This window comes from Streptosporangium sp. NPDC049376, from assembly GCF_044466505.1.
Lineage (GTDB): Bacteria > Actinomycetota > Actinomycetes > Streptosporangiales > Streptosporangiaceae > Streptosporangium.
Genome location: NZ_JBITMT010000001.1, coordinates 292,076 through 305,509 on the forward strand (window position 1 = coordinate 292,076; position 13,434 = coordinate 305,509).

13 protein-coding genes are annotated in these 13,434 nt (G+C 70.5%); 4 read left to right on the forward strand and 9 right to left on the reverse strand.

Features of this window, described 5'->3' with window-relative positions; translation table 11 throughout:
• The first annotated feature begins 49 nt into the window (after positions 1-49).
• The gene (locus ACIBVQ_RS01255; RefSeq protein ID WP_399174908.1) at positions 50-574 is read left to right on the forward strand and encodes a MarR family winged helix-turn-helix transcriptional regulator; all 525 of its coding nucleotides are present in this window, start codon (positions 50-52) and stop codon (positions 572-574) included.
• A gap of 97 nt (positions 575-671) precedes the next feature.
• Here ACIBVQ_RS01255 and ACIBVQ_RS01260 read toward each other — a convergent pair whose 3' ends face one another.
• Positions 672-1,736 (reverse strand): Glu/Leu/Phe/Val dehydrogenase, encoded by a 1,065-nt coding sequence (locus ACIBVQ_RS01260; RefSeq protein WP_399174910.1) that lies wholly within the window; start codon positions 1,734-1,736, stop codon positions 672-674.
• A 239-nt stretch (positions 1,737-1,975) separates the two neighbouring features.
• Between ACIBVQ_RS01260 and ACIBVQ_RS01265 the strand changes: the two genes are divergently transcribed.
• On the forward strand, positions 1,976-3,535 hold the full coding sequence (locus ACIBVQ_RS01265; RefSeq protein ID WP_386190186.1) for an alkaline phosphatase D family protein: 1,560 nt from the start codon (positions 1,976-1,978) through the stop codon (positions 3,533-3,535).
• 4 nt (positions 3,536-3,539) lie between these two features.
• Here the strand turns inward: ACIBVQ_RS01265 and mptB are convergent, their stop codons facing one another.
• The 6 genes from mptB to ACIBVQ_RS01295 all read right to left on the reverse strand — a co-directional run bounded on the left by mptB (position 3,540) and on the right by ACIBVQ_RS01295 (position 10,199).
• Positions 3,540-4,985 carry a polyprenol phosphomannose-dependent alpha 1,6 mannosyltransferase MptB gene (gene mptB / locus ACIBVQ_RS01270; protein WP_362774695.1) on the reverse strand — a complete coding sequence of 482 codons (1,446 nt, stop codon included), beginning with the start codon at positions 4,983-4,985 and terminating at the stop codon, positions 3,540-3,542.
• Between the two features lie 234 nt (positions 4,986-5,219).
• Positions 5,220-6,431 carry an ornithine--oxo-acid transaminase gene (rocD, locus tag ACIBVQ_RS01275; RefSeq protein ID WP_352008632.1) on the reverse strand — a complete coding sequence of 404 codons (1,212 nt, stop codon included), beginning with the start codon at positions 6,429-6,431 and terminating at the stop codon, positions 5,220-5,222.
• Between the two features lie 44 nt (positions 6,432-6,475).
• Positions 6,476-7,270 carry a dimethylargininase gene (gene ddaH / locus ACIBVQ_RS01280; RefSeq protein ID WP_399174913.1) on the reverse strand — a complete coding sequence of 265 codons (795 nt, stop codon included), beginning with the start codon at positions 7,268-7,270 and terminating at the stop codon, positions 6,476-6,478.
• Positions 7,271-7,380: 110 nt separating this feature from the next.
• Positions 7,381-7,854, reverse strand: a complete 474-nt coding sequence (locus tag ACIBVQ_RS01285; RefSeq protein WP_352008634.1) for an Lrp/AsnC family transcriptional regulator — start codon at positions 7,852-7,854, stop codon at positions 7,381-7,383.
• A 63-nt stretch (positions 7,855-7,917) separates the two neighbouring features.
• Positions 7,918-8,625, reverse strand: coding sequence for a DUF5941 domain-containing protein (locus tag ACIBVQ_RS01290; RefSeq protein WP_352008635.1), 708 nt, complete (start codon positions 8,623-8,625; stop codon positions 7,918-7,920).
• The gene (locus ACIBVQ_RS01295; RefSeq protein WP_352008636.1) at positions 8,622-10,199 is read right to left on the reverse strand and encodes a CDP-alcohol phosphatidyltransferase family protein; all 1,578 of its coding nucleotides are present in this window, start codon (positions 10,197-10,199) and stop codon (positions 8,622-8,624) included. The genes ACIBVQ_RS01290 and ACIBVQ_RS01295 overlap by 4 nt, the downstream gene beginning before the upstream one ends.
• Positions 10,200-10,358: 159 nt before the next feature.
• Here ACIBVQ_RS01295 and recO point away from each other — a divergent pair, with 159 nt between their 5' ends.
• Complete coding sequence (gene recO, locus ACIBVQ_RS01300) at positions 10,359-11,111, forward strand: DNA repair protein RecO (protein ID WP_352008637.1); 753 nt, start codon at positions 10,359-10,361, stop codon at positions 11,109-11,111.
• Positions 11,108-11,899: an isoprenyl transferase gene (locus ACIBVQ_RS01305; protein ID WP_352008638.1), complete on the forward strand. Its 792-nt coding sequence runs from the start codon at positions 11,108-11,110 to the stop codon at positions 11,897-11,899. The genes recO and ACIBVQ_RS01305 overlap by 4 nt, the downstream gene beginning before the upstream one ends.
• A gap of 55 nt (positions 11,900-11,954) precedes the next feature.
• On the opposite strand, the gene ACIBVQ_RS01310 is transcribed toward ACIBVQ_RS01305, so the two are convergent.
• Both ACIBVQ_RS01310 and ACIBVQ_RS01315 read right to left on the reverse strand, forming a co-directional pair.
• Positions 11,955-12,449, reverse strand: coding sequence for a beta-class carbonic anhydrase (locus tag ACIBVQ_RS01310; RefSeq protein ID WP_390043600.1), 495 nt, complete (start codon positions 12,447-12,449; stop codon positions 11,955-11,957).
• A 326-nt stretch (positions 12,450-12,775) separates the two neighbouring features.
• Positions 12,776-13,324, reverse strand: coding sequence for a CGNR zinc finger domain-containing protein (locus ACIBVQ_RS01315; protein WP_352008642.1), 549 nt, complete (start codon positions 13,322-13,324; stop codon positions 12,776-12,778).
• Positions 13,325-13,434 lie beyond the last annotated feature (110 nt).

A 13,434-nucleotide genomic window follows, 5' to 3' on the forward strand; every position in this document is an offset into this window, starting at 1 on the left:
CGGGTATGGGAGGCCCGTTACTCACCCGGGATACAGACGGGAGCTTCACATGGTGACGACCGGGCTGGGATCCTCGCTGGCCTACCTGCTCAGCCGAGCTGAGCGTAGTGTCAACCGGGGTCTCGCCGCCGCGCTCACCGCTGAGGACGTCAGCGTCGAGCAGTGGCGCATACTTCGTGCCCTCGCCGACGATTGTGGTCACTCGATGGGGGATCTGGCCGAGACGGTTCTGATGCCGCATCCGACGCTCACCAAGGCGATCGACCGGCTCATCGACCGCGCGTTCGTCTATCGCGGTCACGACCCCGCCGACCGCCGCAAGGTCGCGGTGTTCCTCGCCGACCGTGGCGCCGAACTGCTCAACCGCGTCGAGGGATCGATCGCGGAGCACCACAGGGAGATCGAGGCCGCCTACGGCACCGAACGCACCGAACAACTCATGAGCGAGCTCGAACGACTGGTCAGGGCCCTGAACGAGGCCCCCGCGGAGCGGCCGTCGGACCGGCTCGCCGAGCGGCCTGCGGGCAGGCTCGCCGAGCGAGACGGCACCGCCGTTCCCGCGCTGCGCTCCTGAGCGTTCCCCCGCCGCCCCGAGGGCGGCGGGAGGTCTCACGGCCCGGCCCCGAGGGGGACCGGGCCTTCGCCCTGCCTCGGGGCGGGACACGGAAGGCTTACGGCAGGGGGTCTTGGAGCCGTGCCCCGTGCGCTCGGGAGACCCGCCCGACGGCGACGGCCCAGGCGGCCTGACGCAGGGTGATCCCGCGCTCGGCGGCCGTCGCCGCGACCGTGTCGAAGCACCGCCGGGCCAGGTCGGGGCGGGCGGCGAGCACTTCGCCCGCACCCGTCAGGACGTCGGGGACCACGACGGTCCCCGCCTCGGCGAGGACCGCGTCGGCCCCGGGGGACAGCAGGCCGTCGGCCGCCTCGACCACGACAGAGGCCCTGACGTCGCGGGCCAGATCCGCGGTGACCGGGGCGGCCAGGACGAGCGCGTCCACCCCGAGCCCGAGAGGCTCACCGCCGGAGGGCGTGACCACCCGGAAGCCCTCCTCGGCCAGGCGCAACGCGGCCAGCCGGGCGGTTTCGCCCGGGCCGTGCACCGCGACCGTACGGACGCCTTCTCCCAGGACCCCCAGCACGGCTGCCGCCACGGCCTCGCCGGCCGCTGTGCCGGTCACCGTGCCGGTCACTGTGCCGACCGTTGTGCCGGGTGCCGAACGGCCGTCGGCCATCCAGGCGGCGATCCGCTCGTCGGCGTCCGGGTCGGGCGTGGGGACCTCCCCGTCGGAACCGGCGATCGTCATGATCTCGTTGACGTATCGCCTGGTCACCCGCTCCAGCTCCCGGGCGTCCAGCCTCGCGGGGTCGACGCGGACACCTCCCCTGGCCCCGCCGTACGGCACGCCCGCGAGCGCGTGCTTCCAGGTCGTGACCATGGCCAGCGCGGTGACCTCCTGGAGGCCTGCTGAGGGCGCGAAGCGCGTGCCGCCCCTGGCCGGGCCGAGGACGGTGCTGTGCTGCACCCGGAAGCCCTGGACGACGTCCATCCGGCCGTCCTCGCGGCGGACCGGTACCGAGACGGTCAGGGAGCGGCGGGGGGAGGCGAGCATCGCGCGCAGGCCGTCGTCCAGCCCGAGCAGGAGCGCCGTCTCGTCGAGACGGCGCAGGGCGGCTTCGAGGGGATCGTGGTCGGTGAGGGCGGTCGCCGGCGTCTTTGACGGCACCATGAGGGTCATGAGGGTCAGGCCTCCATGCGGTGAGCGGAGCGCCATTGCTCCACTCTTGATGGTTTGTGGTGATCACACTATTTATGGGTTCTTTGCCATGTCATGATGGATATGTTGCGGACTGATGGCCGTTTTTTGTGCGTTTCCCCAATGGGATGGGACAGTCGTTATCCGAACGGTCCGCCGGGCAGAGGCACACCTCGAAACGGCGGGAACCAACCGTTCCGCGATGGCCTGAGGGGATGAACGTGCCGGAACTTGTGGTCGGTCCGCTGCTGCGTCATGTGGACGCGACGAGCGCCTCGATCTGGGTCGAGACCAGCGTGCCGTGCGAGGTGACCGTCGAGGCGGACGGGGCCCGGGCGAGTTCGCCGACCTTCTCCGTCCACGGCCACCACTACGCCGTCGTGGACGTCGAGGGCGAGGGGGACTACCGGGTCCGTCTCGACGGGGAGGTCGTGTGGCCGCCGCCCGGCCGCCCGGCCGGTCACATCCGGTTCCTGGATCCGGGCGGCCCGAAAAGGGTGATGTTCGGCTCGTGCCGGACCAGTGTGCCGCACGACGCCCCGCACACCCTCTCCCACGGCGTGGACGTGCTGCGCGCCTACGCCCGCGTCCTGGCCGGCAGGCCCCCAGGGGAGTGGCCCGACCTGCTCCTGCTGCTCGGTGACCAGGTCTACGCCGACGAGCCGTCCGCCGAGATGCTCAAGTTCATCGCCGCGCGCAGGGACAGCGAGCCCAGGACCGAGATCGCCGACTTCGAGGAGTACGCCGAGCTGTACCGGATCGCCTGGACCGATCCGGAGATCCGCTGGATCCTCTCATCCGTGCCCACCGCGATGATCTTCGACGACCACGACCTGCGGGACGACTTCAACACCTCCGCCGACTGGCGGGAGAAGATGGCCGGGGTCCCCTGGTGGCACAGGCGGGTGGTCTCCGGCCTCGGCGCCTACTGGATCTACCAGCACCTGGGCAACATGTCACCGGCCGAGCGCGCCGCCGACGGGCTGTTCCGCGAGCTGCGCGCGGCCGAGGGCGACGGGGGAAAGCTGCTCGACGCCTTCGCCGAGCACGCCTACGAGGTCCCGGTGGACAGCAGGTGGAGCTACTGCCGCGACCTCGGCGACACCCGTCTGATCATGCTCGACTCCCGCTGCGCCAGGCAGCTCACCCCCGGAGACCGGCGCATGATCGACCCGGTCGAGTGGGAGTGGCTCGTCGAGCAGCTCGACAGGGACGGCGCGGAGCGCTTCGTGATCGGCACCTCGGTGCCGTTCCTGCTGCCCGCGGGCATCCACCACGTCCAGAACTGGAACGAGGCCCTCGCCCAGGGAGCCTGGGGAAGATCGGTCGCCCGCTGGTCGGAGGCCCTGCGCCAGGCCTTCGACCTCGAACACTGGGCGGCCTTCCGCCGTTCCTTCGAGGACCTGTCCCGGCTGCTGGCGAAGGTCGGCAAACCGGTCATCCTGCTCTCCGGTGACGTGCACTACTCCTACGTGGCCAAGGTGGACGGGCTGCCCGTCCACCAGCTCGTCTGCTCGCCGATCCGCAACCCGCTGAGCCGTACGCTCAGACTGGCCAACATCGTCGCGCAGTTCGGCCTGGCCACCCTGGTCGGCGGCTGGCTCGCACGCCTGGCGCGCATTCCCAGGCCGCCGTTCGCCTGGCGGGTGACCAACGGTCCGTGGTTCTCCAACGCGCTGGCCACCCTGTCCCTGGACACCACGCCGCCCTCGGCCCGCTGGGACACCGCGACCATCTCCGGGGACGACGTCTCCGAGATCACCACCGTGCGCCTCACCTGACGGCTCACCCGGTGTGGACCGGCTCCCGTTCGGGTACGGCGGCCCGCCGTACCACGGGCAGGGCACGCAGGCCCAGGGCACCGGCCAGGGCGAGCACAACGACGTACAGGATGACGGCGTCCGAGACCAGCGGGGCGATCCACGGCCGGTAGACCTCGGCGATCCACCGGGTCAACGGTGTCGGCTGCAACCGCAGCAGGGCGGTCGCGCCCGGCAGGTAGACCAGCCCGGTGACGACGCCCCTGACGAGCAACGGCCCGTCGAGCCGGGAGGCGGGCATCAGGGCGAGCAGCGGGAACAGCATCGCGTCGTACCAGGGGTGCTGCACCGGCGAGGTGAGCAGCCAGCCCAGGCACCACGCCAGCGCGGGCCGTACGGCGGGCAGGCCGGGCGGACCCTGCGGCAGCCGCCAGCACAGCAGGAGCGCGGCGATCAACGCCGCGCCCAGGGCGAGCCGCCCTTCGAGCTCCACGGCCTCGGGCCCCAGGTTCTTGACGAGCACCTGCCACGGGTCGGCCAGCGAACGGTCGCCGACCTTGCCCGCCACGTTCGCCAGCGCCTCGGGACCCTGCGTCGCGTACAGCGTGACCAGCGCGGTGAACGCGCCCATCCCCAGGGTCAGGAACGGTCCCGCCCGGTGGCGGGCGGCCCAGGCGAGCCCGGCCCCGGCCAGCACGAACGGCGCCTTGACGGCCGCCGCGGCGCCCAGCAGCGCCCCGGAGACCAGGCCGGAGCCCATCCCCGGCCTGCGCAGCGCGAACAGGGCGGCCACCAGCAGGAACGCGCCCAGACCGTCCATGTGGCCGCCGAGCACCACGTGCCACAGCATCAGCGGGTTGAGGCTCCACAGCAGGTGCGCCCTGACTCGCCGGTCGCGTTCCGGACCGGCGAGCCGGTCGAGCATGACCGCCGACAGCAGGAACGCCAGGGCGAGGATGACCTTGAAGGCGAAAACGGTCGCCGCCATGGAGTCTCCGCCGAGCCGGGAGGCCGCGAGCTGCGCCCAGGTGGCCAGCGGGCCGTAAACCGAGGGGGTGTTCCGCCAGGCGAGCGGGGTCAGGTCGCCGACCGGGTCGCCGATCCCGTGCAGCCAGGCCGGAGGAGTCACGTACGGGTCGTGTCCCAGGGCGGCGATCCGTCCGTAGACCGCGTAGTTGAGCACGTCCGTCGACCCGGCGGGCGGTACGAGCGTCAGGAGGACGACGACGAGCGGCGTGCCGGCCGCGAACAGGCCCCGCACGGGGAGCCACCCGCGGCGCAGCGCGTACAGCGCGGCGCACGTCCCCAGGCCCCCGATGAGCAGGGCCACCCAGCCGAGCTGGATCACCGGCGTCTGCGGCGGGTCCAGGCGCAGGGACCAGGGCGGCGCACCGGCGCCCAACTCGGGAACCGCCGCGGACGGCCCGAGCAGGGAGACGGCGAGCATGGCCGCGACGGAGATCGCGACCATGAGAAGCCCCGCGGGGCCGGTGAGCCGCGCGCGCAGGGGCGGCCTGACGCCGGGGCCCGGCCCGGTCAGGAGAGAACGCCGACCAAGCCCACCCGACGCCGCCACCTGCCGACCCCCCCGAGTCACCGCCCGCGCCGCGTCCGCCGGGGCGGCCCGTACGGCGGCTTCCACGGCGGCGGCGTGATGTCCACTCCAGCCTAGATCGCCTGGAACGTAACCGAGGCCGGTGATCTCCTACTTCGCGAACTCCGTCAGGGCCTCGGCGAGCCGGTCGACGGCCCACAGGAGGTCCTCCTCGGAGACGACGATGGGCGGGGCGAGACGGATCGTCGAGCCATGGGTGTCCTTGGCCAGCACCCCCAGGCGCATCAGCGCCTCGGAGACCTGCCTGCCGGTGGCCAGGGAGGGGTCGATGTCGACGCCCGCCCACAGGCCACGGCCACGTACGGTGACCACGCCCCGGCCGACGAGGGCGCGCAGCCTCTCGTGCAGCACCGCGCCGAGTTCCCTGGCCCGCGCCTGGTACTCGCCGGTGCGGAGCATCTCGACGACCGCGTTCGCGACCGCGCAGGCCAGCGGGTTGCCGCCGAAGGTCGAGCCGTGCTGGCCGGGCTTGATGACGCCGAGCACGTCCTGGTCGGCGGTGATCGCCGAGACCGGGACGACACCGCCGCCCAGGGCCTTGCCCAGCACGTAGACGTCGGGCACGACGCCCTCGTGCTCACAGGCGAAGGTCTCACCGGTACGGCCGAGCCCCGACTGGATCTCGTCGGCGATCATCAGGATGTTCTCCGCCGAGCAGAGCTCGCGGACCTGGGTGAGGTAGCCGTCCGGCGGGACGAGCACGCCCGCCTCCCCCTGGATGGGTTCGAGCAGCACCGCGACCGTGTTGGGGCCCACGGCCTCGCGGATCGCCTCGATCGAGCCGTACTTCACGATCCTGAAGCCGGGGGTGTACGGGCCGAAGCCGTCGTGGGCGTCGGGGTCGGTGGAGAAGCTGACGATCGTGGTGGTACGGCCGTGGAAGTTGTCCTCCATCACGATGATCTCGGCCTGGCCGTCCGGCACGCCCTTGACCTCGTAGCCCCACTTGCGGGCCACCTTGATCGCGGTCTCCACGGCCTCCGCGCCGGTGTTCATCGGCAGGACCATGTCCTTGCCGGTGAGGTCGCCGAGACCGGCGGCGAAGGCGGCGAACTGGTCGTGGAAGAAGGCACGGCTGGTCAGGGTGAGCCTGGCCAGCTGCTCCTGGGCCGCTTCGATGATCCTCGGGTTGCCGTGGCCGAAGTTCAGTGAGGAGTAGCCGGACAGGCAGTCCAGGTAGCGCCTGCCCTCGACGTCGGTGACCCAGGCGCCCTGAGCCTCGTGGATCACGACGGGGAGGGGGTGGTAGTTGTGCGCGCTGCGGCGCTCGCTGAGCTCGATGAACTCTTCTGTGCTCGTCATCGGTCCGTTCGCCGTTCCTTGCCTTTTGTTGCCTTCTGTCTGCTTTATCCCCGAATTTCCAGGGTGCAGCACTTGGGTCCTCCGCCCGCCTTGCGCAGTTCGGCCAGCTCGACCGGCACGACCTCGAAGCCGCGCCGCTTGAGTTCCAGCTGCAGGCCGGTCGCCTCGGCGTTGATCACCACGTGGGTGCCGTCGCTGACCGCGTTGAGGCCGAGCACCACGGCGTCGTCCTCGGTGGCGACGACGGCGTCGGGGAACAGGTTCCTGAGCACCTCCTGGCTCCCCGGGGAGAAGGCCTCGGGGAAGTACGCCACGTTGTGCCCGTTCAGCGGGAAGAGCGCGGTGTCGAGGTGGTAGAAGCGGGGATCGACCAGCCGCAGCGAGACCACCGGGCGGCCGAGGAACTCCTGCGCCTCCCCGTGCGCCGCCACCTCCGTGCGGAACCCGGTCCCCGCGAGCACCAGATGGTCGAGGGTGAGGAAGTCGCCCTCACCCTCGTTGGTGAACTCGGCCTCACGCGCGGCGGTGTAGCCGTTGGAGGTGAACCACTCCAGATAGGCGGGGCCCTCCGCGGCCCGCTCGGGATGCGTGAAACGCGCGCCGTACACCCGGCCGCCCACGACCAGGGCGCCGTTGGCGGCGAAGACCATGTCGGGCAGGCCCTCCACCGGGTCGATCAGGCTGACCCGGTGGCCGAGCTCCTCGTAGACGCCCCTGAGCCCCTCCCACTGGCGGATCGCGACCTCACGGTCCGCGCCCGCCTCCGGGTCCATCCACGGGTTGATCGCGTACTCGACGGCGAAGTGGTCGGGCCGACACATGAGGTAGCGCCTCGTCATTGAGAACCCCGTAAAGGATGTTGTGGTGGGAGACGGCACCAGCCTAGAAACGGGGCATATTCGGGGCCAATAGCCTGATCTTGCGCGTTGCCGCAGGTCTCTTGCGTGATTCAGGCGAGGAACGGCGATTCGTTGCGCGATGTCAGCAGAGGGGCGTCGATCAGCCGGGAGAGCACGATGGAACTCTTCGTACGGACCACGAAGGGCTCGGCGGCGATGCGCTCGATCACCTGCTCCACATGGCGCACGTCGGTGGCCCTGATGTGCAGCAGCGCGTCCGCCTCACCGGTGATGGTGCACGCCGAGACGACCTCGGGATGCCGGGTGACGGCGACCCCGATCTCCGACGGCGAGGTCTTGCCCGCGCAGAACAGTTCGACATAGGCCTCGGTGGTCCAGCCGAGCGCCGTGGGCTCGACCCTGGCGGTGAACCCGGTGATCGCCCCCACCTCGCGCAACCGGTCGACCCGGCGCTTGACCGCCGAGGCGGACAGGCCCACCCGCTGCCCGATCTCGGCATAGGTTGCGCGGGCGTCCTCGACGAGAGCCCCGATGATGTCACGATCCAACCGGTCCAGTTCCACGCTGCTTTCTAACACAGCACGAGGGCCGCGACGCGCGTCGCGGCCCTCGCTGGAGAAGCGGGATCAGGCGGGTTCGGCCTCGCCCGTCGTCTGCTCAAGGGCCTCCTCAGGGGAGGCCTCAAGGTCGTCGGAGGCCTGGGCCAGCGCGGAGGCCTTGTCCAGACGCACCCAGCTCGTCACGCTCTCCACGGCGAACAGCACGCCGAGGTACAGCGTGAGCACGGCGACGACCCAGGTGGCGGCGCCGAACGCGGCACCCGCGCCGATCGCCAGCAGCCGCAGCTCCCAGCCGAGACCGGCCTTGAACACCCAGTCGGGCGGCCAGATGCTCTGCCGCGTCCGGTAGACCGTGTCGTAGGTGTGGTAGCCGACCACGTAGAGCAGCACGAACAGCAGCCACTTGGGCACGTCGGCGGCCAGGCCGACGAGGATGATCGTCAGGAACTCGGCCGCCCTGATCAGCGGGGGAACCAGCCAGTCGAGCTTGCCCAGGTGGTCACGGGCGGCCGTCGGCAGCACCAGGACCAGCATGACCAGGGCGGGCAGGAGCAGGATCGGCCCCTGGGTCAGCACCCCGGCGACCGCGACCGCGACGATCACCACGAGCGCGGCGAGCGCCCCGGGCACCGGGGGCAGCCCGGGCCCGATCCGGCCGCGCAGCGCGGCGACGAGCGGGCCGTCGTCGCGGTAGGCGAGCAGCCGGGCGGTCTGGACGCGCAGCCGCTCCAGATAGGGGTCGGGGGCGGGGGTTGTCTGCGGCTGGGTGATCATGCGAGCGACCTCATCAGGCGTCCGGTGAGCGTGTAGGCGGTGGCGACGCCGCCCCAGATGATCAGGGTGATGAAGGTGATCCTGGCGTCGAAGAAGGCGCTGACGAGCGCGATGGCGGCGAAGCGCTCGCCGATCGGGAAGACGACCATTTTGCGGGCCCAGTAGACGGCCCTGTTCCTGCCGGCCTTGCTCCACATCTTCAGCAGGCCGCGGATGCCGCCGCTACGGGCGATCTTGCGCTGCTCCAGCGCCGCGCGCAGCTCGGTGTCCGGGCTGATCGACAGCGGCATCGAGGGCAGCGGGGCGGGAGGCCTGCGCCGGTTGGCCGCGCCGAAGGAGAAGTCGAGCAGGTGCTTGACGGACTGCAGGGCGATCGCGGTCAGCGCCAGCGTCCACACGTCGCCGACCCCGGAGACGGCCGCGCCGATCGCGAGCCCGGCGAAGACCACGTACTCCTTGAACCGGTCGAAGGTGGCGTCGAGCCAGGCGCCGAGCACGCCGAACTTGCGGGCGTAACGCGCGACCTGGCCGTCCACGCAGTCGAAGACGAACGCGAAGTAGATCAGGATGGCACCCGCGATCATGCCGGGCCGCGCGCCGGTCGCGAAACACGCCGCGGACGCGACGCCGAGCGCGATCGAGATCAGTGTGACCTGGTTCGGGGTGAGCCCGCGCCTGGCCGCCCAGCGGGCGATGAAGCGCGAGTAGGTGCTGACGAAGTAGGTGGTGAAGAAGCCGTCGGCGCCCTTGACCGCGTTGTTCAGGCGGGCTCTGTCCTCGTCGAACCCCGCCATCTCGGCGACCGCCTGCACGGCCTCCTCCGGGGTGTTCAGCCGGCGGAAGAACAGGTCGCGCCTGCCCCGGATGCCGACCGAGACGCCACGCCGTACCAGGCCGAGGACGAGGAGCTGGACCAGGTCGTCCTCGGGGCCGAACAGGTGGGCCATGTCGGCCAGCTCACGGGCCGCCTCGGCCAGCGTGGCCGCGTGTTTGTGGTGCAGGTGCAGCGGGCCGAGCAGGACGGAGTTCGGACGGGTCACCGCGTGGAAGGCGGAGCCGACCGAGATCACCCGGGACTTGCTCGCCCGCACCCTGACCGGCAGGCCCTCCAGGCTCCGGTCGCCGATCTCCGGCAGCGCCTCGTCGATCGGGACGTCGGGGACGATGAAGTCGCCGTTCTCGTCCTCCTCACGGGGCTCCTTGGTGATCAGAGCGAGCGCGCCGCGTTTCGACTTGGTGATCTGGTAGATCAGCTCGTCGTGGATCAGCGAGTTCGCGGGGAGGATGAGCAGGTTCTCCGTCGCGTCCTCGACCGCGTCGGCGACGGCGCGCAGGTCGTCCGCGAGATTCGCGGTCTCGACGAGGCGGCCGGGAAGACCCCGGTGGACCGCGGCCTCGCCGGAACGGACGATCGTCACCGGCGCGGGATCAAGGGAGGCGATCTGTCCGTGCAGCTTGCCGATCACCGTGGGGGAGCCGGGGAGCGCGGGCAGGGTCAGCGCGGCGGGCGGCGTCGGCTGGCCGAAAGCGGTTGAGGTGCCGGGTGAAGAACCCAGCAGGACCACGCGGGGCATGGCACCCTTTCGTACAGGGATGGGGTGAAACATGGCATGGGGAACTCGCCAGGGGCCAAAGTTTAATGAGTTTTAGGTGAACAACACGCACTCGTGATCCTTCCGTTCCCGTTGATCATGGTTGGACCGGCATGCCGCCGTGCCATCTAGACTGATCCGGTGAGCCTGTACCGTGACGAGGGCATCGTGCTGCGCACGCACAAGCTGGGCGAGGCAGACCGCATCGTCACCGTCCTGACCAGGCGAACCGGAAAGATCCGGGGCGTCGCCAAGGGTGTGCGGCGGACCATGTCGCGCTTCGGCGCCCGCCTTGAGCCCTTCACCCACGTGGACCTCCAGCTCCACACCGGCCGCACGCTCGACGTGATCACCCAGGCCGAGACCATCCGCCCGTACGGCGAGGCCTTCGTGGCCGACTATCCGCGCTACACGGCGGGTAGCGCGATGCTGGAGACCGCCGACCGGCTGATCATGGCGGAGAAGGAACCGGCCCTGCGGCAGTTCCTGCTGCTGGTCGGGGGCCTGCGCACGCTGGGCTCCGGAGAGCACGAGGCCAGGCTCGTGCTCGACGCCTACTTCCTGCGCTCACTGGCCGTCGCGGGCTACGCTCCCGCCCTGGAGGAGTGCGCCCGGTGCAGGACGACCTCGGTCAGGGCGTTCGCCATCGTGGCCGGGGGCGTGGTGTGCGGGGCCTGCCGCCCGGCGGGCGCCGCCGTACCGGCGGGGGAGACCATCGCGTTGATGGTCGCCCTGCTCAAGGGCGACTGGCGGAGCGCGGACGCCTCGGAGAGCAGGCACCGCACCGAGTGCAGCGGCCTGGTCGCCGCCTACCTTCAATGGCACCTCGAACACGGCATACGCTCGCTCCGGCATGTGGAGCGGGAGCGCGCAGAAAGGGAACCCGCCACGTGAACGTCCGTCCCCCGGTGCCTCATCCGTCCGGAGCGACCCCGCCGCCCATCCCCCGCGACCTCGTGCCCCGGCACGTGGCGATCGTGATGGACGGCAACGGCAGGTGGGCCAAGCAGCGCGGCCTGCCGCGCACCGAGGGGCACAAGGCCGGTGAGTCGTCGCTGTTCGACGTGATCGAGGGCGCGATCGAGCTGGGCATCCCCTACCTGTCCGCCTACGCCTTCTCCACGGAGAACTGGAAGCGCTCGCCGGACGAGATCCGGTTCCTGATGGGCTTCAACCGCGACGTGATCCGCCGCCGCAGGGACGAGCTCAACGCGATGGGGGTGCGGGTGCGCTGGGCGGGTCGTCCGGGACGGCTCTGGAAGAGCGTCATCAAGGAGTTGCAGGACGCCGAGCGGATGACCGAGGGCAACTCGACGCTGACCCTGCAGTTCTGCGTCAACTACGGGGGCCGGGCTGAGATCGTGGACGCGGCGCTGCGCCTGGCGGAGGACATCGCCGCGGGCAGGGTCAAGCCGGGCAAGGTCAAAGAAGAGACCTTCGCCAGATATCTCGACGAGCCGGACATCCCCGACGTCGACCTGTTCGTGCGTTCCTCCGGCGAGCAGCGCACCTCCAACTACCTGATCTGGCAGATGGCCTACGCGGAGATGGTCTTCCTGAACCGCCTGTGGCCCGACTTCGACCGTCGCGACCTCTGGGAGGCGTGCGAGCTGTTCGCCAAGCGTGACAGAAGGTACGGCGGAGCCGTGCCGAACCCCGTGGCGCAGGCCCCACTCCCCTGAGACCGGCGTTCCGGGGCCGCCCCCTTCCGGGTCAGGGGCGGGCGACCCGGTCCTGTCAGGCCTTGACCTCGCGCAGCCGTCCCGTCTCGACCTCGTAGACGAAGCCGCGGACCGAGTCGGTGTGCGGGATGAACGGGTCGTTCTTGATCCGGTTGACGGACTGCAGGACGTCCTCCTCCAGGTCGGGGAAGGCCTCGGGCGCCCAGTCGGGCTTCGTCCCGACCTCGGCCTGGATCTGCCGCTTGAACTCGTCGTCGGTGAAGGTGAGCATGCCGCAGTCGGTGTGGTGGATGAGGATGATCTCCCGCGTGCCGAGCAGGCGCTGGCTGATGGCCAGGCTGCGCCGCTCGTCCGCGGTCACCACACCGCCCGCGTTGCGGATGACGTGCGCGTCGCCCTCGGTGAGCCCCAGCAGGCCGTAGGGGTTCAGCCTGGCGTCCATGCAGGCCAGCACGGCGACACGGCGCGCCGGAGGCAACGGCAGGTCTCCCTTGTCGAACGCCGCGGCATAACGCTCCGCGTTGGCGAGAAGCTCGTCGGTGACACTCATGAACTCTCCTGTCGGTTTTCACGGCAACGCCACACCCAAACTACCCCTATTGCCTACCTGGTCAATGGGTAATTCCGGAGAGTGCCGCCCGGAAATTCCGCCCCGGACCTACCCGGCGCCGACCGCGAAGAGCTCCGGCCCGAATTTCCCCGGTGCCACATGTGAAGGGTTCGGGTTTGTGCCTTACCGGCCCCAAGTGTGAGGAGTTTCGGCTTGGGCGCGTCGGTGCTTGGACTGAGGAACGCAGGAGCGCAGCGACGCAGTGACGAGGGAAAGCACCGACCCGGAGGCGCCCAAGCCCGCGACGCCGAAGGCGTCGCAAAAAACTACGCCCGCCGGCGCGCCCGGTAGGCCGCCACATGCATCCGGTTCCCGCAGGTGCGGCTGTCGCAGTACACGCGGGAGCGGTTGCGTGACTCGTCCACGAAGACGTTGTCGCAGTCGGGCGCGGAGCAGGTGCGCAGCCGTTCCCACTCGCCTTCGACGAGCAGGTGGGCCAGCGCGACCCCCAGGTCGGCCGACAGGTGTTCGCCGACGGAGGCGCCGGGGGCGAAGTAGTGGACGTGCAGGGGGTGTCCGTCATGCTCGGTCAGCCGCGGGGTGATGCGGGTCCCGCTCAGCAGCGTGTTCAGCCGGATGACCGCCGTCGCCTGGTCGGGGGCGGTGAAGACCTTGTGGAAGGCCTCGCGTGCCGCGCGCACCTGGTTCAGGTCGGAGGAGCAGAGCTCACCGACACCGCTGACCTGGTGGCGCTCCACGAACTCACCGAGCTCCCGCAGGTCGGTCAGCCTGTCGGGGCCTCCGGTGGCGGGGGAGGTGTTGATGAGGTCGACCACGGTCGCGAGTGAGTGCACCATGTCATGTCCGAATGGCATGTTGACTCCTGAGGATGGCGGTTTCGGCGTGGGAGGGCGCGTCCGGCGACTCGCCGTCTCGGATGATTATCCCCCGTAACGCGGGCGTGAGGGGCTTTTCACGGTACGTC